18 protein-coding genes are annotated in these 23,916 nt (G+C 74.7%); 10 read left to right on the top strand and 8 right to left on the bottom strand.

Going from position 1 to position 23,916, the window contains the following annotated elements; all coding sequences use genetic code 11:
- Window positions 1-27: 27 nt before the first annotated feature.
- A complete protein-coding gene (locus tag OO48_RS22305) occupies window positions 28-870 on the bottom strand; it encodes a GGDEF domain-containing protein (protein ID WP_051732490.1) in 843 nt (280 codons plus the stop codon).
- 63 nt (window positions 871-933) lie between these two features.
- On the opposite strand from OO48_RS22305, the gene OO48_RS22300 reads away from it, so the two are divergent.
- On the top strand, window positions 934-1,527 hold the full coding sequence (locus OO48_RS22300) for a 5-formyltetrahydrofolate cyclo-ligase (RefSeq protein ID WP_245194755.1): 594 nt from the start codon (window positions 934-936) through the stop codon (window positions 1,525-1,527).
- Window positions 1,528-1,581: 54 nt separating this feature from the next.
- Here OO48_RS22300 and OO48_RS22295 read toward each other — a convergent pair whose 3' ends face one another.
- Entirely contained in the window at window positions 1,582-4,323 is a 2,742-nt protein-coding gene (locus OO48_RS22295) for a penicillin acylase family protein (RefSeq protein WP_033219036.1), read from the bottom strand.
- A gap of 217 nt (window positions 4,324-4,540) precedes the next feature.
- Between OO48_RS22295 and OO48_RS22290 the strand changes: the two genes are divergently transcribed.
- The 4 genes from OO48_RS22290 to mscL all read left to right on the top strand — a co-directional run bounded on the left by OO48_RS22290 (window position 4,541) and on the right by mscL (window position 9,000).
- Window positions 4,541-6,082, top strand: a complete 1,542-nt coding sequence (locus tag OO48_RS22290) for a potassium/proton antiporter (protein ID WP_033219034.1) — start codon at window positions 4,541-4,543, stop codon at window positions 6,080-6,082.
- A gap of 183 nt (window positions 6,083-6,265) precedes the next feature.
- Window positions 6,266-7,570: an MFS transporter gene (locus tag OO48_RS22285; protein ID WP_081952291.1), complete on the top strand. Its 1,305-nt coding sequence runs from the start codon at window positions 6,266-6,268 to the stop codon at window positions 7,568-7,570.
- Between the two features lie 94 nt (window positions 7,571-7,664).
- On the top strand, window positions 7,665-7,979 hold the full coding sequence (locus tag OO48_RS36520; RefSeq protein WP_081952290.1) for an FmdB family zinc ribbon protein: 315 nt from the start codon (window positions 7,665-7,667) through the stop codon (window positions 7,977-7,979).
- A gap of 604 nt (window positions 7,980-8,583) precedes the next feature.
- Window positions 8,584-9,000: a large conductance mechanosensitive channel protein MscL gene (gene mscL, locus OO48_RS22280; RefSeq protein ID WP_033219033.1), complete on the top strand. Its 417-nt coding sequence runs from the start codon at window positions 8,584-8,586 to the stop codon at window positions 8,998-9,000.
- A gap of 18 nt (window positions 9,001-9,018) precedes the next feature.
- On the opposite strand, the gene OO48_RS22275 is transcribed toward mscL, so the two are convergent.
- Window positions 9,019-9,207 carry a hypothetical protein gene (locus tag OO48_RS22275; protein WP_033219032.1) on the bottom strand — a complete coding sequence of 63 codons (189 nt, stop codon included), beginning with the start codon at window positions 9,205-9,207 and terminating at the stop codon, window positions 9,019-9,021.
- A gap of 44 nt (window positions 9,208-9,251) precedes the next feature.
- On the bottom strand, window positions 9,252-10,223 hold the full coding sequence (locus OO48_RS22270) for a sigma-70 family RNA polymerase sigma factor (protein ID WP_033219031.1): 972 nt from the start codon (window positions 10,221-10,223) through the stop codon (window positions 9,252-9,254).
- 334 nt (window positions 10,224-10,557) lie between these two features.
- Here OO48_RS22270 and OO48_RS22265 point away from each other — a divergent pair, with 334 nt between their 5' ends.
- Together OO48_RS22265 and murJ are read left to right on the top strand one after the other, a co-directional pair.
- A complete protein-coding gene (locus tag OO48_RS22265; protein ID WP_157845510.1) occupies window positions 10,558-11,430 on the top strand; it encodes a phosphatase PAP2 family protein in 873 nt (290 codons plus the stop codon).
- A 304-nt stretch (window positions 11,431-11,734) separates the two neighbouring features.
- On the top strand, window positions 11,735-13,816 hold the full coding sequence (gene murJ / locus OO48_RS22260; protein WP_280842431.1) for a murein biosynthesis integral membrane protein MurJ: 2,082 nt from the start codon (window positions 11,735-11,737) through the stop codon (window positions 13,814-13,816).
- 6 nt (window positions 13,817-13,822) lie between these two features.
- On the opposite strand, the gene OO48_RS22255 is transcribed toward murJ, so the two are convergent.
- A complete protein-coding gene (locus tag OO48_RS22255) occupies window positions 13,823-14,839 on the bottom strand; it encodes a LuxR C-terminal-related transcriptional regulator (RefSeq protein ID WP_033219029.1) in 1,017 nt (338 codons plus the stop codon).
- 275 nt (window positions 14,840-15,114) lie between these two features.
- On the opposite strand from OO48_RS22255, the gene OO48_RS38990 reads away from it, so the two are divergent.
- From OO48_RS38990 to OO48_RS22240, 3 genes are all read left to right on the top strand, one after another.
- Complete coding sequence (locus tag OO48_RS38990; RefSeq protein WP_033219027.1) at window positions 15,115-15,462, top strand: hypothetical protein; 348 nt, start codon at window positions 15,115-15,117, stop codon at window positions 15,460-15,462.
- A 300-nt stretch (window positions 15,463-15,762) separates the two neighbouring features.
- On the top strand, window positions 15,763-15,996 hold the full coding sequence (locus OO48_RS22245) for a hypothetical protein (protein WP_033219025.1): 234 nt from the start codon (window positions 15,763-15,765) through the stop codon (window positions 15,994-15,996).
- A gap of 31 nt (window positions 15,997-16,027) precedes the next feature.
- Window positions 16,028-16,720 (top strand): response regulator transcription factor, encoded by a 693-nt coding sequence (locus OO48_RS22240; protein WP_051732485.1) that lies wholly within the window; start codon window positions 16,028-16,030, stop codon window positions 16,718-16,720.
- Window positions 16,721-16,797: 77 nt separating this feature from the next.
- Here the strand turns inward: OO48_RS22240 and OO48_RS22235 are convergent, their stop codons facing one another.
- From OO48_RS22235 to OO48_RS22225, 3 genes are read right to left on the bottom strand one after another with little or no spacing between them, the layout of a single operon-like run.
- The gene (locus OO48_RS22235; RefSeq protein ID WP_051732484.1) at window positions 16,798-18,324 is read right to left on the bottom strand and encodes a SagB family peptide dehydrogenase; all 1,527 of its coding nucleotides are present in this window, start codon (window positions 18,322-18,324) and stop codon (window positions 16,798-16,800) included.
- 53 nt (window positions 18,325-18,377) lie between these two features.
- A complete protein-coding gene (locus OO48_RS22230) occupies window positions 18,378-20,642 on the bottom strand; it encodes a TOMM precursor leader peptide-binding protein (protein WP_051732482.1) in 2,265 nt (754 codons plus the stop codon).
- Between the two features lie 28 nt (window positions 20,643-20,670).
- Window positions 20,671-23,916: a type 2 lanthipeptide synthetase LanM gene (locus tag OO48_RS22225; RefSeq protein ID WP_033219024.1), complete on the bottom strand. Its 3,246-nt coding sequence runs from the start codon at window positions 23,914-23,916 to the stop codon at window positions 20,671-20,673.

The following is a 23,916-nucleotide window of genomic DNA, read 5'->3' as shown; positions in this document are numbered from 1 at the left end:
CACCCTGCTGAGAGCCGAGTGAATCGATTATTGGGGCCGGTCACCTGTCGGGCCCGGTCCGACGGTGGTCGCATGCGGGGTGAGGGGGGCCCCGCCGGGGCCGGAAGACACCTTACCCGGCACCGGTGCGGCGCTCGGACCGGTCAGCTCGGCCGGGAGCCGCTCGGTGGAGCGCCAGCAGTCCCCGCCGGCGGCCCGCGCCGCGGCCAGCGCCCGGTCCGCGGCGCGCAGCAGCAGGGCGGCGTGGGCGCCGTCCCGGGGCAGCACGGCCAGGCCGACGGACGCGGTCAGGCCGCTGCGCTCGCCCGGATCGGCGCTCTCGCCCGGGTGGCGGTCCGTCAGCCGGTGCCGCCGCACCGACCAGCACAGCCGCTCGGCGACCTGCGCGGCGCCCTCCGGGCCGGTGTCCGGCAGCAGCGCCAGGAACTCCTCCCCGCCGTAACGCCCCAGGGTGTCGCAGCCGCGGATCTCCATCGCCAGGCGCTGGGCGAGGTCCCGGAGCATCGCGTTGGCCCGGGTCCGGCCGTGCTCGGCGACCACCGCGTCGAAGCCCGCCACCTCCACCAGCAGCACCGACAGCGGGCGGGGGTCGATCGCGGTGGCCTCGGCCCGGCGGGCGCGTTCGATCTCGCGGTCCAGCGTCAGCTGCAGGTGGCGGTAGTTCCACACCCCGGTCAGCGGGTCGCAGGAGGCGGTGCGCGCCAGTTCGTCCCGTTCCTCCGTCAGTTCCGCGATCTTCGCCAGAAGTTCCTCCTCGCGGGCACCGTGCTCGGCCCGGCACCGGCGGCGGCGCAGCGCGAGGCCGCCGGCGGCGGCCGGGGCGGCCGCGCCGAGCACGGCCAGGGCCTGGAGCAGGAGCGGGGTGGACATGCGGCGGCCTCGGCGTGTCAGGCTCGTGTCACTGCGCGGGACAGAGCTGAGAGGAATCGAACGGTGACTGCGGATCGGTTGTCCAACGACAAGGCGGCGCTGAGGTCACGGCTGCTCGCCGAACGGCGGGCGCTCGGCGGGCCGGAGCGCGCCGCCGCGGCCGGGGCGCTGGCCGGGCACGCCGCCGCGCTGGTGCCGCCGGGCGGCACCGTCGCCGCGTACGTCTCGGTCGGCGCGGAGCCCGGCACCCGCCCCCTGCTCACCGCGCTGGCCGCGCGGGGAGTGCGGGTGCTGCTGCCCGTGCTGCTCCCCGACAACGACCTGGACTGGGCCCCGTACGAGGGCGACGACCGGCTCTCCCCCGCCGCCCGCGGCCTGCTCGAACCCACCGGCCCCCGGCTCGGCCCCGACGCCGTCCTCACCGCGGACGTCGTCCTGCTCCCCGGCCTGGCCGTCGACGCGCGCGGCGTCCGGCTCGGCCGCGGCGGCGGCTCCTACGACCGCGTCCTGGCCCGCCTCGCCCGCGCGGGCGCGCGGCCCCTGCTGGCGACCCTGCTCTACTCCGGCGAACTGCTCCCCGCCGTCCCGGCCGAGCCGCACGACCTGCCGGTGCACGCGGCGGTCACCCCGGAGGGCGTGACGCTCTTCGGCAGGTGAAGGGGGACGGGCCAGGAGAGCGGGGAACAGCGGGCCCCTGCCGGGCCCCTGCCGCTAGTTCGTCAGGGTGAGGGTGTTCTTGCCGGCCTTGGTGACCGCGTCCTTCGTGTAGGCCCAGGGCAGGAGTTGCCCGGAGGCCCAGAGTTCGGTCTGGTCGTTGTAGTTGGGGTGGAAGGCGTGGCCGGAGGCGCCGCCGACGTTGATCCAGCGGGAGGAGTCGAAGTCGCTGAGGTCGACGACCATCCGCATGGAGGGGATCCAGTCGACGTCGTAGCCGGCGGCGGCGTTCCAGCCGGTGGCGTCGACGGCGGCGCTGCCGCCGGAGAGCTTGTAGGGGCCCCGGTCGAGCAGCTTGCGGACGAGGCCGGAGGCGATCGAGGAGTCGTCGCTGCCGAGGGTGGGCTCCTGCAGGGTGAGCTGGTGCAGGCGGCCCCAGCTCCAGGTGGAGATGTCCTTGCTGAGGCGCGAGGTGAGGTCCTGGCGGGCGTCCTTCAGTGCCTCGGCGAGCAGGTTGTCGAGGCCGTGCTGCTGCTGGTGGTCGGAGTCGATGTAGTCCCACCAGGGCGACTGCGGGTCCTTGAGCAGGCCGCGGACGACCTCCATCCAGCGGTCGCCGCCGTCCGGCTGGGCCTGCGAGGCCTTGCGGGTGCCGCACTCGGTGACGGCCTGCGCGGCGCCGCCGAGGGCGTCGTCGGGCAGGGTGTTGTCGCGCTTCTGGCGCACCAGCAGGCAGTCGCCCTCGACCCGGAGGTCGGCCGGGAACTTCTGGCCGAAGGAGAGGGTGAGCAGGGCCCGCCAGACGCCGTTGTAGTACGCGGCGGCGGCCGAGTCGGCGTCCTGGTGGTAGTTCCAGTCCTTGAGCAGGTCCTGGGCCTCGCGCACGTACGGGTCGTCGATCCTGACCTTGAGCAGCAGCGGGACGAGCTCCTTGGCCAGCACGCTGGTGTTGTCGAGCTGGATGGACTGCATGTCGTCCAGCGAGATCTTGCCGCCGTTCTTCAGCTTGTCCTGGATCTGGTCGGCGATCTCCTTGGCGCGGGTGCCGTACTCCCAGTCGGTGGTGAGCAGCGGCTTGTAGTTCTGGTCGACGACGGCCTGGTTGGCGGTGACGATGTAGCCCTCGGGCGGGTTGTACGCGTAGGGCAGCGACTTGAACGGCAGGTAGGAGGCGTTCCAGGCGTACGCGGAGTCCCAGCCGGGGGCGGGGTAGCGGCCGTCGCCCTTGCCGCGGACCGGGATCAGGCCGGGGGCCTGGTAGCCGATGTTGCCCTTGGTGTCGGCGTAGACGAGGTTCTGCGCGGGGACGGCGAAGTCCTGCGCGGCGGCCCGGAAGGTGGCGAAGTCGGTGGCCTTGTCGAGCTTGAAGACGGCGTCCATGGTCTTGCCGGGGACGAGCGCGGTCCAGCGCAGGGCGACGCCGTAGCCGGCCGCCCGGTCGGGGGCGGCGTTGCCGGCGGGGGCGTACTGGCCGACCTTCTGGTTCTCGGAGGACTGGTCGGAGATCAGCGGCATGCCGTCCTGGGTGGTGCGGACGGTGATGGTGCGGTCCGCGCCGCCGGCCACCTTGATGGTCTCCTTGCGGACGGTGAACTTCACGTCCTTGCCGTCCAGGAGGTAGGTGTCGGGGCCGGTGACCTTCTCCAGGTACAGGTCGGTGACGTCGGCGCCGAGGTTGGTGAAGCCCCAGGCGACGTCCTTGTTGTGGCCGATGACCACGCCGGGCATGCCGGCGAAGGTGTAGCCGGCCGTGTCGTAGCCGCAGGTCGGCGAGACGGCGCGGCAGTGCAGGCCCATCTGGTACCAGATGGACGGCATGCCGGGGCCGAGGTGCGGGTCGTTGGCCAGCATCGGCTTGCCGGTGGTGGTGTGGGTGCCGGACACCACCCAGGAGTTGGAGCCGATGCCCTGTCCCTGCGGGCCGAGCAGCTGCGGCAGCGCGGACACCCGGCCGGACAGGTCGCCGACCAGGCTCTGGGTCGCGGCCCGGGCCTGGGCGGTGGCGGCGGGGGTGGAGCCGCCGGGCACGGGGGCCGCGGGGGCGCCCTCGCCGGGGGTGTAGCTGCCGTCGGCGGAGAGCTTGCCGGTCTTGACGATGGTGCCGTTGCGGTCGTACGGGTAGTCGGGGTAGAGCTGTTCGACCTGCTCGGCGGTGAAGTCCTGGGTGAGCAGCGAGCGGTCGATCTCCTCCTGCATGTTGCCGGACAGGCTCCAGGCCATCGCCTTGAGCCAGGCGACCGAGTCGACCGGGTCCCACTTCTCGGGCTGGTAGCCGGAGTTGACCGTGCCGAGCAGCGCGTACTCGAGCGAGGCGCCGGCCCCGCCGGGGTGCTCGGCGAGCCAGGCGTTGACGCCCTCGGTGTAGGCGGTCAGGTTGCGCTTGGTGTCCTCGGACAGGACGGTGTCCCACTCCTTCTGGGCGACCTGGCGCCAGCCCATGGTGCGCAGGAAGGTGTCGTTCTCGACCGAGGAGGAGCCGAACATCTCGGAGAGCCGGCCGGAGGTGATGTGCCGGCGGACGTCCATCTCCCAGAACCGGTCCTGGGCCTGCACGTAGCCCTGGGCGCGGAACAGGTCGGCGTCGGTGTCGGCGTACAGCTGCGGGATGCCCTTGTCGTCGCGGACCACGTCCACCGGCGCGGACATGCCGGACACCTTGACGGTGCCGCTGACCTGCGGGAAGGAGGAGCGGACGGTGTCCACCGCCCACCAGCCGCCGCCTACCAGACCCGCGATCAGCAGCACGGCGAGCAGGATCATGATCAGACGTGCGCGCCGGAACTTCTTCGAGCGGGGCATCCGAGTCCTTGTATGAGGGAGCGTGCGGCCGTGACAGGTCACCACATTAGGGCGAGCGCCCCGGGGGTCGTGCACGGGGGACACCGGCGGCGGTTCGACGGCCCCGCAGGACCTTACCGGGCGGGGGCGAACGAAGGGACTAGCTTAAAGATCAAGTAAAATGTTAGGATGGGTAACGATCTGCCAGCCGCCCCTTCCCTGCCCGAGGTGCCCCTGCGTGACCGTTGACCACCTGAACACCCTGCTGCTCGAGTCCGCCGTGATCCTGCTGTTCGCCGTGGTGGCGGTGCGGATCTCCACCCGCTCGGGGCTGCCCTCGCTGCTGATCTACCTCGGCATCGGCGTCGCCCTGGGCCAGAACGGCATCGGCGTGAGCTTCAACAACGCCGAACTCACCCAGGTCCTGGGCTACGCCGCCCTGGTGGTCATCCTCGCCGAGGGCGGGCTCAAGACGAGCTGGCGGGCCATCAGGCCGGTGGTCCCGGCCGCCGCCGTGCTGGCCACCCTGGGCGTCGCGGTCTCGGTGTTCGTCACCGCCGCCGGCGCGCACTGGCTGGTCGGCCTGGAGTGGCGCACCGCGCTGCTGCTCGGCGCGATCGTCTCCTCCACCGACGCCGCGGCGGTCTTCTCGGTGCTGCGGATGGTGCCGCTGCCCCAGCGGCTGACCGGCCTGCTGGAGGCCGAGTCCGGATTCAACGACGCTCCCGTGGTGATCCTGGTGGTCGCCTTCGCCACTGCGGGCGAGCTCGACCCCTGGTACGTGCTGGTCGGCACCATCGTCGTCGAGCTGGTGATCGGCGCGGCCGTCGGCTACGCGGTGGGCCGGCTCGGCGCGTACGCGGTGCGCCGGGTCGCGCTGCCCTCCTCCGGCCTGTACCCGATCGCGGTGCTGGCGCTGATCGTGCTCGCCTACGCGGGCGGCTCGCTGCTGCACGCCTCCGGCTTCCTCGCCGCGTACATCGCCTCGGTGATCCTCGGGAACTCCAAGCTGCCGCACGGCCCCGCGGTGCGCGGCTTCGCGGACGGGCTGGCCTGGATCGGCCAGATCGGCATGTTCGTGCTGCTCGGTCTGCTGGTGACGCCGGCCACCATGGGGTCGGCGGTGGTGCCGGGGCTGGTGGCCGGCGCGGTGCTGGTGTTCGTCGCCCGGCCGCTGTCGGTGCTGCTGACCATGACGCCGTTCCGGGTGCCCTGGCAGGAGCAGGCGCTGCTGTCCTGGGCCGGGCTGCGCGGCGCGGTGCCGATCGTGCTCGCCACCATCCCGCTGGTGACCGGTGCGACCGACGCCCAGAAGCTGTTCAACGTGGTCTTCATCCTGGTGGTGGTCTTCACCCTGCTCCAGGGCCCGACCCTGCCGCTGGTCGCCAAGTGGCTGAAGATCGGCGAGGGCGACATCGGCCAGGACCTGGGCATCGAGTCCGCGCCGCTGGAGAAGCTGCACGGCCACCTGCTCTCCGTCCAGCTCGCCCCCGGCTCCCGGATGTCCGGCGTCGAGGTCTCCGAGCTGCGCCTGCCCAAGGGCGCCGCCGTCACCCTGGTGGTCCGCGAGGGCTCCAGCTTCGTCCCGGACAAGATGACGGTGCTGCGCGAGGGCGACGAACTGCTGGTGGTCACCACCGACGAGGTCTCTGCGGCCGCCGAGCGCCGGCTGCGCGCCGTCGACCGGGGCGGCAAGCTCGCCGGGTGGCTGCACAACGCGGAGGCGCGGGCCGCCGAAGAGCGGAAGGCGCCTTCCAACGCCAGGAAGAAGGCCGGCTGAACCGCCGAACCGAAGGCGGAACACCCTGATATACGCTTGTACATTCTGATCCGACCTGAATTTTCCACATCTGCCTGATGCAGAGTCGGCGCCCCGGCCACCGGCCGGCGCGCGAGAGGACGACCCTCGGCACCCGGCCGGCACCGCCGCCGGGCCGCTACCAGGCAGCAGAGAGGACCGACCGTGGCGGCGCGCCGACCGGTCGACGACACCATCTCCCACGGCTCCCACGGCACCGGCTACGGGGCGCTGCTGCGCACCCCCCGGGCCTGGACCTTCCTGCTCCCGGCCCTGGTCGCCCGGCTGCCGTACGCCATGCTCAGCCTGGGCATCGTGCTGCTGGTCCACGACACCACCGGCTCCTACGGCCTGGCCGGCGCGGTCGCCGCGTCCTCCGCCATCGCCCAGGCCCTGGTCGGGCCGCAGACCGGGCGGCTGGCCGACCGGCACGGCCAGGCCGCCGTACTGGTGCCCGCCGTGGTGGCGCACGCCTGCGCGGTCGCCGCGCTGATCGTGCTCGCCCACGCCGGCGCCCCCGACTGGACGCTGTTCCTGGCCGCCGCGCCGGCCGGCGCGGCGGTGCCTCAGGTCGGCGCGATGGTCCGTTCCCGCTGGGTGCACCGGCTGGGCGAGCGGCCCGCCCTGATGAACACCGCCTTCGCGTTCGAGTCCGTCACCGACGAGTTCACCTTCGTGGTCGGCCCGGTGCTGGCCACCGGCATCGCCACCCTGGTCAACCCGTCCGTCGGGCTCACCGCCGAGGCCGCGCTCACCCTGCTCGGCGGCCTGGCCTTCGCCGCCCGCCGGGACACCGCGCCGGTGCCCACCGGCCCCGCCGCCCCCGGCGTCCGGCGGGCCTCCGCGCTGGCCTCCCCCGGGGTGCGGCTGCTGGCCGGCGCCTTCCTCGGCCTGGGCACCGTCTTCGGCACCCTGCAGGTCTCCATCACCGCCTTCGCCGAGGACGCCGGCTCCGGCGGGCTCAGCGGCCCGGTCTACGGCCTGTTCGCGACCGGCTCGATGGTGGCCGGGGTGCTCTACGGCCTCGTCCCGTGGCGCAGCAGCGCCCGGCGGCGGATGGTGGTCTGCTACGCGCTGCTGGTGCTCGGCTGCTCCACCCTGTGGGCGATGCCGAACCTGCCCGCGCTGGCCGTGGCCGGCCTGTTCTGCGGCCTGGCCATCGCACCCACCCTGATCACCGGGTACACCCTGGTCGAGACCCTGGTCGCGGACGGCGCCAAGACCGAGGCGTTCACCTGGCTGACCGGCGCGATCGGCCTGGGCCTGGCGCTCGGCTCCACCGCCGCCGGGCAGTTGATCGACCGCTCCGGGCCCTCGCTCGGCTTCACCGTCGCGCTGGCCGGTTCCGGCCTCGGCCTGGTGGCGCTCGTCACGATGCGCCGCCTGCTGCTCGCTCCGGCGCCCGCGCCCCGTACCGTGGCACGGGGCGGCGCCCGTGCGGAGGCCGTCCCGGCCGCGCGGCGCGGCTGAGCCGCTGGACTCCACCAGCGGAATGCCGCATCATGGACCGTCGTTAGCACTCATGGCGTGAGAGTGCCAGGGGGAGTGACAGGAGGAAGCGGAAGTGCCCACGTACCAGTACCAGTGCACCGAGTGCGGCAACGGCCTCGAGGCGGTGCAGAAGTTCAGCGACGACGCGCTGACCACGTGCCCCGACTGCCAGGGGAAGCTGCGCAAGGTCTTCTCGGCCGTGGGCGTGGTCTTCAAGGGCTCCGGCTTCTACCGCACCGACAGCCGCTCCAGCTCCAGCGGCTCGGTGACCGGCTCGTCGTCCTCGACGTCCTCGTCCTCGACCGCCTCCGGCGGCTCCTCCTCCGGCGGTTCCTCCGCCGCCTCGACGAGCTCCTCCAGCAGCAGTTCGGCGTCCACCGCGAGCTGATCCTCCGGGTCTTCCGCGGAGCCCCCGTCCGGCCGTGCCGGGCGGGGGCTCCGTGCTGTTCCGGGGCGGGTCACGCGGGGCCACCCGGACGGGTGCGGCGGGCGGGGCCGGGCGGTGCGGCGGTGCGAGGGCCGGACGGCGCAGGGGTTCACCCCGGAGGGTGAGCGCGGTTTTCCACAGGGCGGGGTTTTCCACAGGGTGGGGAAATCCGCGGCGGGGGCGCGGGGGCGGGTCGCAGGATGGGCGGCGCGACCCCGGCCGGGGCGCGTGGGGACCTGCCTGGAGGGCTGCTGCCGTGACTTCGTTCGTGCTGCCTCCGCTGCCCGCGGCGCTGGTGCCGCCGCGGCGCGAAGTGCCCGATTTCCCGCCGATCCGGGGGACGGCGCGGGGGCGCCACCGCCTGCGGTGCGCGCTGCGGCGCCGTCCCGGGCGGTTCGCGGCGGGGTGCCTGGTGCTGGCGGCCGCGCTGCTCGCCTGCCCGCTGCGGGGGGCTCCGCCGCCGGGCGGCGGGGGGCCCGGCGGGGCGGCCGGCTGCCCGGTGGCGTCAACCCGGTGACGCCGGGTTCACCCGTGACCTCCGGGGGCGTCCGCCGTTCGACGCGGCATGAAAGGCTTCAAGGAATTCCTGCTCCGCGGCAACGTGGTGGACCTGGCCGTCGCCGTCGTCATCGGCGCCGCCTTCACCAGCGTCGTCAACGCGTTCGTCAAGGGCGTGATCAACCCGCTGGTCGGCCTGTTCGGCACCAAGGACCTGGCCGCCTACACCTCCTGCCTCAAGGGCCCGTGCGAGGTGGACGCCGCCGGCAACGTCACCTCGGGCATCTTCATCCTGTGGGGCTCGGTGCTCAGCGCCGCGCTCACCTTCCTGATCACCGCGGCCGTCGTGTACTTCCTGCTGATCCTGCCGATGAACCACTTCATGCGCAGGCGCAGGACCGAGGACGAGGAGGCCCTGGACGCCGAACTGAAGGAGGTCGAACTGCTCACCGAGATCCGCGACGCGCTCGTGCGCCGCGGCTGAGCCCCGCCACCGCTCGGGCTACTTCTCCCCGTGGTGCGGGGGCCGCTGGCTGCGGTACCAGTCCAGCCCTCGCTCCCCCGACGAGTCGCCCCAGCCGCGGTCGGTGTCGTCGGAGGTCTGCCGGTCGAACGGGTCCTCGAAGACCAGTCGGGGCCGGGGGGCGGGGGCGGGCCGGGGCTCGGGCTGCGGTGCGTCCGGGGAGGTCATGCCCTCCACTGTAGGACCGGCCGCGGGCCCCGACGGCCCGTCCACTACGCCGCCTCGAAGCCCGCGTGGTCCGCGATCTTCTTCAGCTCGGCGAGGGCGTGCTTCTCGATCTGGCGGATCCGCTCGCGGGTGAGGCCGTGCTGCTTGCCGACCTCGGTGAGGGTGCGCTCGCGGCCGTCCTCCATGCCGTAGCGGCTGCGGATGATGGAGGCGGTGCGGTCGTCGAGGCGGCCGATCAGGTCGTCCAGCTCCTCGCGGCGCAGCATCACCATGACCGCGTCCTCCGGGGAGACCGCGCCGGTGTCCTCCACCAGGTCTCCGAACTGGGTCTCGCCCTCGTCGTCGACCGACATGTTGAGGCTGACCGGGTCCCTCGCCCAGTCCAGGACGTCCTTGACGCGCTGCTCGGTGGTGTCCAGCTCGGCGGCGATCTCGGCGGGCTCCGGCTCGCGGCCCAGTTCCTTGGCCTTCTCGCGCTGCACCCGGCGGATCCGGCCGAGCTCCTCGACCAGGTGGACGGGGAGGCGGATGGTGCGGGACTGGTCGGCGATGGACCGGGTGATCGCCTGGCGGATCCACCACGTCGCGTAGGTGGAGAACTTGAAGCCCTTGGAGTAGTCGAACTTCTCCACGGCCCGGACCAGGCCGGCGTTGCCCTCCTGGATCAGGTCGAGCAGCGGGAGGCCGCTGCGCGGGTAGCGGCGGGCGACGGCGACGACCAGGCGCAGGTTGGACCGGATGAAGACGTCCTTGGCGCGCTCGGCGTCGTCCGCCACGGCCCGGAGCTCCTCGGTGGTGACGCCGTCGAGGGTCTCCTCCTCGTCGAGCAGGTGCTGGGCGAAGACGCCGGCCTCGATCCGCAGGGACAGCTCGACCTCCTCCGCGGCGTCGAGCAGGGGCGTCCTGGCGATCTCGTCGAGGTACATGCCGACCAGGTCGCGGTCGGCTTCGAGGTTGGTCGGGCGGGCGGTGCGAGTCCGATCGGCCCTGTCGCGTACGACGGCACGGGTGGCCATGCTTGCTCCCTCACTGACGCTGCCGAAGGCGCTCCGTTCCGCCACTCGGCACAACCGTGTGGGCCGTTCGTGGCTCACACGTAACGATCCAACGCACAGAAATCGGACAACATTCCCAAGTGGCTCAGTTTTCCGTCGGGGATGCAGTATCCTGCCGATTTTCATCCGACCGGTACACGTAGCGTGACGCGCTCCGCACACCGGGCGTCCGCCGGGCGGCTACCCGTTCGGCACCGGATCAGTGCCGCGTCTTCGCGGCGCGTCCGCACAACCGATGCCGAATCGCTATCGCTCCAGCGCCGGTTCGCTCCCCGCCGCTGGGAAGGTGTCTGTCATGCACCAGCCCATCGACCGCGATCCCCGGGCGGCCGCCGGGCGCCCGGACGGCGGCCGGCGCACCGGCCGTTCCCCGGCCCGTCCTCCGGTACAACGCGCGAGGGCGTCCCGTTGTGCCTGGCCGGCCCTGGCGGGTGCGCTGGTGTTCGCGGTGCTGCTGGTCATGGTGAAGGCCGACTGGGCGCCGCTGGCCCGGTTCGACCAGGGGTGGGTGTCGCCGCTGCACCGGTACGCGCTGCGGCACCCGGTGTGGACGGCGGCCATGCGGACGCTGGCCGACCTGGGCGCGCCGTGGGTGATGCGGGCGGCCCTCGGGGCGGTCGCGGGGTGGCTGTGGGTGCGCGGCGCCCGGGCGCTGGCGGGCTGGTCGGCGGCGGCCGCGCTGCTGGGCTGGGCGGTCGGCGGGGTCGGGCGGGAGCTGATCGGCCGCCCCCGGCCGCACCTGGCCGACCCGGTGGCGCTCGGCTCCGGGGCGGCCTTCCCGGCCGGGCCCGCGCTGGCCTCGGCGGTGACCTGCGGGGCGCTGCTGGCGCTGGTGTGGCCGCGGATCGAGCGGCCGGCCCGGGCGGCGGCGGGCACCGCGGCGGCGCTGGCCGTGCTGGCGGTGGGCTGGACCGGGATCGCGCTGGGCGCGCACCGGCCGAGCGACGTGCTGGCGTCCTGGGCGGCGGCGGCCGCGGTGCTGGCCGGCCCCGCGCTGGCGGTGGAGCTGTGGCGGCCGGGCCGGCTCGACCTGGACGTGCGGCTGCTGCGCCGGCGGGCCGGGCCGCGGGTTCAGCGGGTGCTGGCGTCGCGGTTGGAGCCGGCGGAACCCCTGGCGCCGGTGGAACGGCCGGGGCCGGTCACGGAGCGCGATCCGGGCCGTTCCTGACGGTCAGTGAGCAACGTCACACCGCGTTGCCCGCATCCTCCGCCCGGGGGAACGGCGTGGGCAGCATTCCGCGTGTTTCCGGGCGCAAACGGCTCTCCCCGGCGGGTGCGGCGGGGCCACCGGACACCGGTGCGACCCGGTCGAACACCCCGCCGGTCGGCACCCGACTCCCCATCGGGTGCCGAAGTGGGGCAGACTTCTGCGGCTGGTGCACCCTGCAACCGGCAGGCGGAGTCCGGACCAGGGCCGACCTCCCGCACTCACCCACGCAACGCCGGACGGGCACCGATCGACGGGGGGTCCGATGACCACGCACACCGCGGACGACTCCGGCGACCCGTACTCCCGGCAGGGTGGCCCCCACCCGCCGCAGCCCGACCCCTACCGGCAGCAGCCCGACCCGTACCAGCAGGGCGGGTGGCCCGGGCAGGACCAGCCGACCATGCAGCTGGGCCGGATCCCGGCCGAGGCGTTCGAGCAGTCCGGCTGGTCGCCGTACGCCCCGCAGGGACCGCAGGCCCCGGAGCGCCCGGTGCCGCCGCCCCGGACGAGCGAGGAGCGGGTCGAGGCCCCGGAGCCGCCCCCGGCCAAGCCGGCCGCCTCCACCGGCCGCAACGGCCTGATCATGGCGCTGGGCTCGCTGGCGTCCCGGGCGCTGGGCTTCGTGCGCAGCGCGGTGATCGTGGCCGCGCTGACCACCGGTCCGGCCGGCGAGGCGTTCAACGTGGCGAACTCGCTGCCGAACATCGTCTACATGATGCTGATCGGCGGCGTGCTGGCCTCGGTGTTCGTGCCGGAGCTGGTGCACGCGATGCAGACCCACGGGGACGGCGGCCAGGCCTACACCGACCGGCTGCTGACCCTGTGCGTGACGATCCTGGTGGTGCTGACGCTCGGCGCCTGGCTGTTCGCCCCGCAGATCGTCGACTTCTACGCCGAGTTCGACGGCGTGCAGCGCGAACTGGCGATCACCTTCGCCCGGTACTGCCTGCCGCAGATCTTCTTCTACGGCGTGTTCACCCTGCTCGGGCAGGTGCTGAACGCCCGCGACCGGTTCGGCGCCATGATGTGGACGCCGGTGCTGAACAACGTGGTCGCGATCGGCGTGTTCGGCGGCTACCTGGCGATGGGCCACCACGCCTACCAGGCCGAGCAGGTGAGCAGCGGCGACGCCCTGCTGCTGGGCGTCGGCTCGACGCTGGGCATCGTGGTGCAGGCCGCCGCGCTGCTGCCCTCGCTGCGCTCGGCCCGCTTCACCTACCGCCCGCGCTTCGACTGGCGCGGCGCGGGCCTGACCCGGCCGCTGCGCGCGGCGGGCTGGGCGCTGGCCCTGGTGGTGGCCACCCAGCTGTCCTTCGCGGTGATCACCAGCCTGAGCACCAGCGCGGGCACCGCCGCGCACGACGCGGGCATCCCCGGCGGCCGCGGCTTCTCCGCCTACAACAACGCCTACGCGCTGTTCGTGGTCCCGCAGGGCGTGATCACGGTGTCGCTGGTGACGGCGCTGCTGCCGGGCATGTCGCGGGCCGCCACCGCGGGCGACTACCGGAAGATCGGCGAGGACCTGTCGGGGGTGCTGCGCTCCTCGGCGGCGATGGTGGTCACCGCGGCGGTGCTGTTCTTCGCGCTGGGCTCGCAGATCGCGATGGCCGCGTACGGCTACGGCTCCGGGTCGACCGTGCACGACGACGCGATGGTGGTGGGCCTGCTGCTGATGGCCTTCGCGGTCGGCCTGCCCGCGTTCTGCGCCCAGTACGGCCTGGCCCGCGGGTTCTACGCGATGGGCGACGCCCGGACGCCGTTCTGGCTGACCCTGGTGTCCACCGGCACCAACGCGGCGCTGTGCTGGGTGGCGTACGAGACGCTGCCGCTGCGCTACAAGGTGATCGGCATGGCGGTCGCGCACACCGTGGCGGCCACCCTGTCGGCGGTGGTGACCGGGGCGGCGCTGGGCCGCCGGCTGGCGAAGGGCGCGCCCCCGGCGGCGGTGCCCGCGCCGCGGCGGCCGGACGGGAACCCGGACGCCACGATGATGCTGCGCACCGACGCCTTCGCGCCGGGCGCGGACGCCACCGTGGACCTGGGGACGCGGCGCGGCGGGCGGCGCGGCAGCGGGCTGGAGGGCGGCCGGCTGGTGACCCTGCACCTGGGCCTGGTGCTGGCGTGCGTGCCGGGCGCCCTGGCCGCGCACTGGCTGGCGGGGCGGTTCGGCGCGGGGCTGTTCGGCAGCCTGGCGGGGCTGGCGGCGGGCGCGCTGGCGGTGCTGCTGTCGCTGTTCGTGCTGGCCCGTCCGCTGGGCGTGGGCGCCTCGGTGGCGCCGTTCGCGCGCAAGCTGCGCATCCCGTACCCGGCTCCGGCGCCGACCAGCGGCAAGCACCGGCGGTAGCGGGCGTCAGGCGGGGGCGTCCTCGGCGGTCTCCAACCAGCCGAGGGCGGCGACCTGGATGCCCGCCTGGAAGCGGCTGCGGGCGTCCATCCGGACCATCAGGTCGGCCATCATCCGGCGGACGGTGCGCAGCGAGACGCCCAGGCGCTGGCCGGCCCGTTCGTCGGTGAGCCCCTCGGCGAGCAGGCGCAGCAGTTCGCGTTCCTGGCCGGTGAGGCCGCGCGGGTCGCGCTGGGGGCTCTCGCCGAGCGGGCGGGCGTGCTCCCAGACCTGTTCGAACAGGGCGCGCAGGGCGGCGACCACGCCGGGGCTCTGCAGCACGACGGCGCCCTTGCGGGGGTCGTCGGGGTCGATCGGGACGATGGCGGTGGCGTTGTCGACCACGATCATGCGCAGCGGCAGGGTGGGCGTGGTGCGGACGGCGCCGCCGAGGCCGTGCAGCCAGCGGGCGTACTGGACGGTGGCGGGGTCGTTGCGGACGCTGTCCTGGTAGACGGTGCGCATCCGGACGCCGCGTTCCAGGGTCTCCTGGTCGAGGGTGCGGCTGGCCTCCATGACGGGGGCGGGCTGCGGGCCGCCGGGGGCGAAGGAGAGCACTTCGGCGGTGGCGTCGCAGGCGAGCTGGATCAGCCGGTCGCGGACCTCGTCGAGGCTGGAGAGCATCTCGATGCCGCGCGGGCCGCCCGCGCCGGGGGCGCGGAGGCTGGCGTACTCGGCGATCAGGCCGGCCATCGCGGCGCGGCTGCGTTCGGCTTCGCGCTGGCGGCGGGCCTCCTCGGCCTCCTGGTGGGCGAGCAGGGCGGCGAGGCCGCGTTCGGGGTTGACGGCGCGCCAGCGGGTGCCGCTGCTGGCGGGGCGGGTGAGGGCGAGGTCGGCGAGGCGGTCGAGCGCTTCGCAGACCTCGCCCTCGGTGGAGTCGAGGTGGTCGGCCAGGCCGCCGGTGTCGAGGTCGGGGTGGAGCAGCATGGCGCGGTAGACCGCCTCGCCGAACGCGTCGAGCCCGATCGGGCCGCCGGCGGTCAACGGTCGGTCTTCCGCGTGCCCGGCCCAGTGCCCGTTCTCGTGGTTCTGCCCATGTGTCGACCTCCAGCGCGCAGGTGCCGCGCACCCCCCGGATTCCTGCTGACCGGCCGACAGACTAGCGTTGACAGGACAGCGGGAGAACTGGCTTGCGGAGATTCTGTCGCACTGGTGGGCGAGGCGTGAAGAGCGCCAGGCAACTGTCATATTCGTGCCAGGCGGGGATCTGACACCCGGTCGACGTGCCGGACCGGCCCGGACTTTGCCACGCTGGACGAATGTACGCGATCCGTCTGGAGCTGGTTCCGCCGACCGTCGCGGACGGCTGCCCGGAAGCCGCCGGGTCCGGTCCGGTGCGGGCGGCCCTGCTGCGGCTGCCGCTGGAAGGGGCCCGGGTGTGCCACGTCCGGGTGCGCGGCGACGTCCGGCTGCGGGAGGACGCGGACGGGCTGGCGGCGGTGTGCTTCCTGACCGCCGCCTCGCTGCTGGCGGCGGAGTTGGCGCTGCGGGCGGGTGCGGCGGCGCTGGTGGGGCCCGGCGGGCCGCTGGCGGGCTGGTCGGTGGCGCGCTGCGAGGCGGATCCGTGGATCGCGCTGGGCCGGTGGCAGGACCGCGCCCGCAGCTGACGCGGCGCCGGCGGCCGGGCGGGGAGCTGTCATCAGGGTGTCACGGCACTCTGGTGCCAGCTCCGGCTACTGACACGGGGGCGCCCCCGGGAGCACTCTCGTTGTTGTCGGCAGGACGACGGAGCGGGAACCGCGGCAGCAGCCCCCGGCGGGGGACGCGGAACGCACCGGACGCCTGACGGCGGCTCACACCACACCCCCCGGTGGCAGTCCGGGGATCAGCCGAACGCGAGAGGACCGGGCACTCCCATGTCGCTGAACATTCGATTTGTCGCGATTGCCGCACTTGGCGCACTGACCGTGGGCGGTGTCGCCACCGCCGCCGAACTGACCGGGCCGGTCCGCCCGGGCAACGTGGTCACCGCCGACGGGGTGGTCCAGGACGGCCCGGGGCAGCCGGCCGGCGCGGGGGCCCAGGCGGTCGTGATCGGCCCCGGCGTCTCCGACCCGTCCCCCGTCCCGTCCGGCAGCCCGACCCCGACCAGCAGCCCGACCGGCGGCGCGCAGGAGTCCGGCACGTGGGGCTGGGGCTGATCGGGCCGGAACGGACCGGGGAGGCGCGCGAATGACGACCGCACTGGAACGCCCGCCGGGGCAGCGGGTCATGACGCACCGGTTCCCGCCCGCCGAGTCGGCGGTCACGGGTTCCACCAGGGTGCTGCTGGTCGACGGGCACCACCTGTTCCGTTCGGGGCTGGGCGCCCTGCTGGACCGGGAGGAGGACCTCGCGGTGGTCGCCGAGGCGGCCGGCGGCGAGGAGGCGGCGGCGGCCGCCGCCCGGGTGCGGCCCGCGGTGACGGTGCTGGGCCTGGACCCGGAGCAGCCGGACGGGCCGGTCGCGGCCCGGCAGGTGCAGCAGGCGGCGCCCGGTACGGCGGTGCTGCTGCTCGTCCCGGCCCTGCCGCGGACGGCGGAGCTGCGGCGGGCGCTGGTGGAGGGCGCGGCCGGGGTCCTGCTGAAGGACGTGCAGGCGCCGGCGCTGATCGCGGCGGTGCGCGAACTGGCCCGCGACGGCCGGGTGTACGACCCGCGGCTGGTGCTGGACGTGGTGCGGGCCGGGCAGGCCGGGCCGCTGAGCCGCCGGGAGCTGGCGGTGCTGGGCGAGATCGCCGAGGGCAGCACGGTGCGGGAGGCGGCCGCGGCGCTGTCGCTCTCACCGGGGACGGTGCGCAACTACGTCTCGGCGGCGATCGCCAAGACCAGGGCGCGCAACCGCTGCGACGCGATCCGGATCGCCCGCGAGTGCGGCTGGTTGTGAGGAAGCGGAGAGGAACAGGCACGCCGACGACCCGTCAGATTCCCGCTGACGGGTCGCAGGCGTGCGTGCGGACGCGCTCAGAAGTTCTCGCCGAAGCCCTCCCCGGCGCGGGCGGCGGCCACCACGTCCGCGAAGCCGTGCGCGGTGCGCGGCACGCCGGCCGGGCGGCTGCCGATCAGGAACTCGCCGACCGAGGACTCGGCCGTCCAGTCCAGGCCGAGCGCCCGGGCGGCGGCGTCGGTGTCGCCGGAGCCGAGGCCGCACGGGGCCAGGCCCATCGCGGTGGCCACCAGGTAGAGCGTCTGGTAGAGCACGCCGACGTGCTTGAGGGTCAGCGCGTACGCGATCTGGCTGTACTTCCAGGACAGCCGGCCGAAGCGGCTGGTGACGGTGAGCAGCACCTGCGGGTCGACGGTGCAGGCGGTGGCGCGCCAGGCGGCGGTGACGAGTTCGCTGAACGCGGCCTCCTCGCCGGGGTGCTGGAACGGGCGGGGGCGCAGCCGGTGGGCGGCGGCGTCGTAGCGGTAGACGCCGGGCTCCAGGCCGACGCACTTGACCACCGAGAGGTAGACCTCCAGTTCGCCGGTGGCGCCGCCGGCCGGGTAGGGGCGTTCGACGCCGTCGTAGCCGTGCGGGTCGGCGGGGTCGCCGGGGATGACGCGGCGGACCCGGGCCACCCGGTAGAGCAGTTCGGCGAGCTGGTCGAGGGTGACGGGGGTGTCGGCGTAGCCGCGCACCGAGCGGCGGCCTTCGAGGACCTCGCTGAGCGCGGGGTCGCGGGCGACCACGGTGTCCCAGTCGGGGACGGGCAGGTCGATGCCCTCGCCCTCCTCGCGGGCGCCGGGGGTGGAGACCGCGGGCAGTTGCGGGACGTCCTGGTGGGCGAAGACGCCGCCGGTGGGGTAGTCGTGCCGGCCGGGGCGGCTGCGGGCGTGGAACAGCAGGTCGTGGAAGTCCCAGAGCGGGGCCTCGGCGCCCTTGCCGGCGTCCAGGAAGCCGCCGCCGGCCAGCAGCCCGGCCAGGGCCTCGCCCTCGGCGGTGGTCATCCCGGCGAGCAGGGCGGCCTCCTCGGCGGTGCGGGAGGTGCTGAGCGCCGCCACGAAGGCCCCGGCGGCGGCCTGGTGGAGGGTGAGCCGGAACGGCGCCATCGGCGATTCCAGCACGCAGCTCTCGCCGTCCTGGCCCTGGCCGTCCGGCAGCCGGCGCAGGTAGGCGAACCGGGAGAGCACCAACTCGCCGGTGGGGCGGGCGAATCCGGGCAGCACGGCGGACCGGGCGATCGGCACGGCGGTGGCCAGCGGGGTGCCGAGCGGGTCGGCGACGGTGGTGGTGACCAGGTACGGGAAGCGTTCGAGCAGCTTCAGCAGCCGGACGTGGTCGAGTGCCAGCAGGTCGAGGTCGGCGTCGGAGCGGGTGAGGTCGAGCAGGGCGGCGGCGGTGCGCTCGCCGAGGGCGTGGACGCGCTGGCGGCCCCACGGGTGGGCGAGTTCGACGTCGGCGCCCTGGGCGGTGACCTCGACCTCGGGGCGCAGCCGCAGCAGGCGGCGCAGCGGGTGGTGGCCCCCGGTGGCGGGGGCGGGCGGCAGGGTTTCGATGACGGTCATGGGGACCTCCCCGGATGGGCGGGACAGCCGGGCCCGGCTGCCCCGCGCGTCGGTCAGATGAAGATGGGGATCGGGTTGAGCTCGCTCTCCGGGGTCGGGGTGTCCAGCCAACCGAGCCGGACCGGGACGTCGTAGAGCCGGCCGGGCGCGAACCTGGCCCAGAAGTGCCGCATGCCGGGGACGATCACCCGGGCGACGGGCAGCCCCACGTCGGGGCGGGTCTGGTCGGCGACCAGGAACTCCATCCCGCGGTCCTCGACGATCCGCTGGACGAGCGCGAGGTCGTCGGCGAGGTCGGCGCCGGCCAGCGGGAGCCAGCTGGCCGGGGTGGAGCGCGGGGCGTTCGGGTCGGGCAGCAGGTAGGGCTGGTTGGCGACGGTGGCGGTGGTCCACCAGGCCTTCTGCTCGGGGTCGGCGCCCGCGTAGCTGACCCGGCCGTGCTCGTCCCCGGCGACCGGGCCGAGGAACTGGTTCATCTCGGTCAGCGCGCGGGTGAGCGCGATGTGCGGGTCGAGGTGGGCGCCGAAGGCGATCAGCACGTCCTCGTTGGTGCCGTCGCTCCCCGCGTCCGTCCGGCGGGAGAACGCGCCGACGACGGGGATGCCGAAGTCGGCGGTCAGGTCGAGCGCCCAGATCTCCCGGCGCAGGCCGCGGTAGACCTCGCGGAGCTGGTCGACGTACGGGTCGCCGAAGGCGTCCAGGTCGACGGCGGGGCGCTGGACGCGGTTGTACCACCACAGCGCGACGGCGTCCCGTTCGACGAGTTCCAGGAAGCCCTGGAGCACGGCGTCCTCGAAGGAGGTGCCGGCCGCGCAGCCGTTGGAGTCGCCCGCGGCGTAGAACCGGCCGCTGTGCCGGTAGCCGTAGTACATCGCCTGGGTGGGCAGCCAGCGGTGGCGCCGCTCGGTCAGCGACCAGGCCGGGGACCACTCGATCGGGTCGTCCTCGCGGAACGGGACGGGGACGACGTTGAACATCGACTGCTTGACGTTCCAGCGGTCGCGCTCGGCGTACTGCTTCGCGGAGTAGAGCAGGGTGCGCTCGGGGTGGATCGCGGCGTCGCCGAGTTCGGCGAAGGTCGCGGTGCGGCGGGCCTCGTCGCCCTGGAAGACGCCGGAGAAGCGCTCCATGGCCTCGCCGAGCGCGGAGGCCCGGGCCTGCACGTCGGTGCGGCCCTTGCCGCAGGAGACCGAGCGCAGACCGGTGCGCAGCTGCCTGAGGTCGCCGCTCTGCCGGGACAGGTTCTGCCCGGAGACGTAGACCCGCAGGCCGGTGGGGGTGCGGGCGGCGGGGACGAGGGTGGTGACCACGCCGGTGATCGGGCTGAGCTGGGGGCGGTACTTCTCCAGCATGTCCTCGGGCGAGGCGGAGCGGTGGCCGCCGTCGGCGGTGAACGCCTTGGGGCGGGACTCGAAGGCGACGGGCGCGAGTTGGCGCCTGGAGACCATCGAGTCGTCGCCGCAGGACGGGCACTGCGGACGGCGCACCAGGACGTGCTTCTCGCTCTCCAGCAGCACGGTGTCCAGGGTGGTGACGGCGGGCCGCGGCGGGCGGGCGCCGGCCAGCCACTTGGCGGTCTCCAGGGCGGCGAGCTGGGTGCCGAGCGCCAGGGTGGCGGGCAGGTGGGCGCCGGCGGTGGAGATCGGCTCGTCCTGGCCGAGGCGGTGCTGCAGGTAGCTGAGCGACTGCCGGTTGGCGGAGAGCCGGTGCGCCAGGCACTCCCAGCAGCCGGAGCCTCCGGTGCCCCCGGCGTCCGGTTCGAACACCGGGCCGACCCAGACGATCGAGCCGACCGGGCGGGCCAGCAGCCAGGGGCGGCCGTCGGCGAGCGCCTGCCGGTTGCGTTCGGCCAGGCCGGGGTGCAGGTAGTCCTCGGTGAGCGCGACGGTGAACTCGGCGTCCTGGTCGACGGTGACGCCGGCGGCGGCCAGCGCGGCCAGGAACGGCGCGGTGTCGATGTCGCCGTGGACCTCGACCCGGACGGTGGCGCTGCGCAGCGCGGCCATCGCGGCGTCGCCGTCCTGTCCGGCCATCTCGAAGAAGGCCGCGCCGGGGCGGTCGGTGGCCGGGTCGGCGGCGGTGACCCAGCCGCCGGCCCGCAGCTTGTCGACACCCGCCCGGAGCCGGTCGGCGGGGACGACGCCCTCCAGGGCGGCGCCGATCTGCTCGGTGGTGCGGGTGCCGTCCAGCAGCGGGGCGAGGGCCTGGGCGAGCCTGCCGTCGACCACCGAGACGCCGCGCTCGGAGACCAGGTAGACGGCCTCGCCGTCGACCACGTACGGGGTGAAGTGGCGCTTGAAACCGATGAGTTCGGACATGGCGGGTACTCCTCGAAGCGGCGCGCGGTCAGCGCAGGGTGGCGAGCGGGGCGGCGGAGGCGTCGTGCAGGCGCAGCAGCAGCAGGCCGACGGCGACGGTGCCGTCCAGCGCGCCGAGGTTGACGGCGTCGTGCGCGGCCCGGTCCGGGAACCAGGTGCCGTGCAGGCGGTGGCGGGTGAGCAGTTCGCGGACCATCAGGGCGGCGGCCTCGCGGCCGTCGTAGAACGGGCCGTCCAGCAGGGCCTCGGCGTCTTCGGGCAGCGTGTGGACGAGTCCGGCCTCGGCGGCGGTGAGCGCCTCGGTGGCGGCGGAGAGCAGGGCGCGGCCGGTGAGGGCGGCGAGTTCGGGGCCGGTGACGGGCGGGGCGAGGGCGCCGAGGTCGGCCTGGTCGACGGCGTCGGCGCCGAGCGAGACGGCGGCGTCGAGGCAGGCGAGGCGGCCGGAGCGGGTGGCGGTGTCGAAGCGGTGGGCGTGCAGCCGGGCCCGGACGGATTCGGGGTCGGCGAGCAGGGCGGGGGCTTCGGCGAGGGTGCGGGCGAGAGCGGCGGCGATCGAGTCGGTGCCGCCGGGGACGAGTTGCAGGAAGTCGAACGGGGTGTGCTCGTCGGTGAGCCGGTCGAGCGCCCCGGCGGCCAGGACGCGGATCGCCTGGTCGGTGTCGGCGTGGCCGCCGCCGGCGGCGCGGCGCAGGCGCAGCAGGTTGAGCAGCAGTCCCGCGGTGCCGAGCGGGACGTCGGCGTGCGGGATCTTCACCGGGCGGCCGGGCCGGTTGGAGGCGGACTCGGCGACCGTCATGGCGCCGGGGACGAGGGCCTGGGCGGCGGCGAGGAAGCCGGGCTCGCCGAGCAGCAGGCCGCCGCGGGCCAGGCCGTGGATGATCGCGCCGGGGCCGAAGAAGCCGCCGGGGACGGGTGCGCCGGAGGCCAGCCGGGAGTCGCCGGCGAACGCGAAGGCCATCGGCTCCCGCGGGTCGATCAGCGCGGCGGCCTCGGTGAGCAGACCGTGCGCGGCCCGGTGGAAGCGGGGTTCGCCGGTGGCGGACCAGAGTTCGGCGAGCAGCAGGGCGATGCCGAGGGTGCCGGAGGTCAGGTCGGGGCCGAGCGCCTCGACCTGCCGCAGGCCGGTGCCCGGGTACCAGCTCTGGCCGAGCCAGCCCGTGGGGCGCCGGTCGGCGAGGATGCGGTCGCCGAGCGCCGTGGCGACGGACAGCAGCTCGCCGGGGGTGGGCGGCTCGGCCGCGCGCAGCGGCCGGACCGGCTTCGCCGGGGGCTGCTCGGTGCCGGCCCGGGCGGCGTCCGTGCAGCCGGACAGCACCGCGACGTGCCCCTCCAGGTCGAAGCCGTCGAGTTCGGCGACCCGCTGCTGGAGGCGCTGCCAGCCGGTGGACTGGAAGTGCCCGGGGATCTCCCGGCCGTCGGCGGTGAACACCGAGGAGGAGGTGGTCAGCGAGCGGAAGAACGGGATGTCGAAGGAGCGGAAGGAGTCGAGTTCGGCGAGCACCACCTCCAGCAGGTCGCCGCGGGCGGCGTCGCCCGCGCGGGCGGTGACGGCGCCGCGCAGCGCCCCGGCGATGACGGTCTCCCGGGTCGCGCCGTCGTCCAGGGCGAACGGGCTGGTGGAGGCCCGCAGGATCTTGTAGCCGTCCCAGGTGTGGCGCCAGATGTAGCGCACCCAGATGCCCCGGAATCCGCTCAGCGGGCCTTCGGGGTCGGCGAGTTCGCCGCGCAGCCGGTGCAGTGCCGCGTGCATCTCGCGGTAGCCGTCGACCACCTCCTCGGTGTACTGCCACGGGTCGGCCGGCTGCCCGTCGTGCACCGGGCGGTAGGCGGGCAGCGGCAGGGCGGGCACGCCGGGGGCGGTCTCCAGGCTGCCGACCCGGGACAGGCAGCCGATGTCGAGGGCGTCGGTGCGTCCGGCCGGGGTCCACGCCTGGAAGGCCATCGCGGTGCGCACCACGGTGGTCTCCAGTTCGTCCAGCAGGCCGCGCTGGCCTTCCGTCAGCACCGGCGGGGCCTGGACCCGCGGGTAGAGCAGGCACTCCAGGTCGATCAGGACGGGGTGCTCGCCGTCGGCCAGCAGGTTGTCGGCCCACAGGTCGCGGCCCTCCAGCAGCTGCACCAGCCGGATGGTCATGCCCAGGCGGCGGTAGAACCGGGCGAAGCCCGCGCGGTCGGCGCAGGGGCGGGACGGGACGAGCTCCTCCCAGCCGTAGTCGCCGGAGCAGTCGGTGCTGAGCGAGGCGCCGTGGCCGTCGTCGCCCCGGTCGGAGCGGATCAGCACGGTGCGCAGCGGCAGGTCGAGCGAGAGTTCGCGGTTGAGGCGCTCGACCAGGCCGAGGAAGGCGGTGGCGTGCCGCATGTCCTTGGGCTTGTAGACCACGCCGGCCCCGCTCTCGAAGCGCAGCAGCGCCACCGAGCGGCCCTGGGCGTGCCGGTCGCCGGCGTCGCCGTGCACGGAGTCGAGCGCGCCCGGGTCGGCGCCGCCCCACATCTCCTCGACCAGGCTCGCCCGGTCGGCGGAGAGCCGGGCGAACATCTCGGTGTACATCTCCTGCCACTGCCGGCAGACGGTGCCGATCAGGTAGGCGAGCGCGGGCAGCCGCTCCAGCCGGGCCAGCCAGCCCGCGACGGAGGCGTCCGGGCCGCCCTCGGCGTCCCAGGAGGTGGCCCGGGGGCGGCCGGTGGCGAGCTGGAACTCCTGGCACAGGGTGAGGTTGGCGACCTCGACCAGCCGTCCGGCGAGGGTGGAGACCACGTCGGCGCGGCCCTTCGCGGTGACCGGGACGCCCAGCACCGAGCCGTCCCCGGCGGGCAGCAGGGCGTCGGCGGCGGCCCGGAAGCCGGCCGCGACCGCGCCCGGGCCGGTGGCGGGGGTCTCGCTCTGGGCGCGCAGGAACACCGCCAGCGGGTACGCCCAGGAGGGCAGCTTGGCCGGGTCGGCCAGGCGGACCCGGCGCAGGCCCTCGCCGAGCGGGCGGCCGGTCTCGGCGAGGTGGTCGAGCAGCACCCCGGCGGAGCGCTGGTCGCCCGCCGCGCGGCGCAGCCAGGTCTCGACGGCGGCGGCGCGGCTGCGCCGGTCCTCGCGCTGGTCGGGGGCGAACAGGGCCTGCCCGTCGTCACTGGCGGCGGCGCGTTCCTCGAAGCCGGCCGCGGCGGCGATCACGGCGTGCAGCCGCTCGTCGGCGCCGGGCAGGCCGGGCAGCAGGGCGGTCGTCGGGGCCGCGTGGCCCGGGGTTCCGGCGGTGCGGAGCCAGGTCTGAACGTCGAGCGACAT

It is taken from the genome of Kitasatospora phosalacinea (assembly GCF_000716545.1).
GTDB lineage: Bacteria > Actinomycetota > Actinomycetes > Streptomycetales > Streptomycetaceae > Kitasatospora > Kitasatospora phosalacinea.
The sequence above is the reverse complement of the archived record's forward strand: the minus strand, read 5'-3'. Positions and strand labels throughout refer to the sequence as shown.

What these genes read in the sequence shown, in the direction of transcription:
- OO48_RS22225 (WP_033219024.1), bottom strand. Translation starts at nt 23,916, where the DNA reads ATGTCGCTCGACGTTCAGACCTGGCTCCGCACCGCCGGAACCCCGGGC.
- OO48_RS22235 (WP_051732484.1), bottom strand. Translation starts at nt 18,324, where the DNA reads ATGACCGTCATCGAAACCCTGCCGCCCGCCCCCGCCACCGGGGGCCAC.
- OO48_RS22265 (WP_157845510.1), top strand. Translation starts at nt 10,558, where the DNA reads ATGCACCAGCCCATCGACCGCGATCCCCGGGCGGCCGCCGGGCGCCCG.
- OO48_RS22240 (WP_051732485.1), top strand. Translation starts at nt 16,028, where the DNA reads ATGACGACCGCACTGGAACGCCCGCCGGGGCAGCGGGTCATGACGCAC.
- OO48_RS22275 (WP_033219032.1), bottom strand. Translation starts at nt 9,207, where the DNA reads ATGACCTCCCCGGACGCACCGCAGCCCGAGCCCCGGCCCGCCCCCGCC.
- mscL (WP_033219033.1), top strand. Translation starts at nt 8,584, where the DNA reads ATGAAAGGCTTCAAGGAATTCCTGCTCCGCGGCAACGTGGTGGACCTG.
- OO48_RS38990 (WP_033219027.1), top strand. Translation starts at nt 15,115, where the DNA reads ATGTACGCGATCCGTCTGGAGCTGGTTCCGCCGACCGTCGCGGACGGC.
- OO48_RS22270 (WP_033219031.1), bottom strand. Translation starts at nt 10,223, where the DNA reads ATGGCCACCCGTGCCGTCGTACGCGACAGGGCCGATCGGACTCGCACC.
- murJ (WP_280842431.1), top strand. Translation starts at nt 11,735, where the DNA reads ATGACCACGCACACCGCGGACGACTCCGGCGACCCGTACTCCCGGCAG.
- OO48_RS22295 (WP_033219036.1), bottom strand. Translation starts at nt 4,323, where the DNA reads ATGCCCCGCTCGAAGAAGTTCCGGCGCGCACGTCTGATCATGATCCTG.
- OO48_RS22230 (WP_051732482.1), bottom strand. Translation starts at nt 20,642, where the DNA reads ATGTCCGAACTCATCGGTTTCAAGCGCCACTTCACCCCGTACGTGGTC.
- OO48_RS22305 (WP_051732490.1), bottom strand. Translation starts at nt 870, where the DNA reads ATGTCCACCCCGCTCCTGCTCCAGGCCCTGGCCGTGCTCGGCGCGGCC.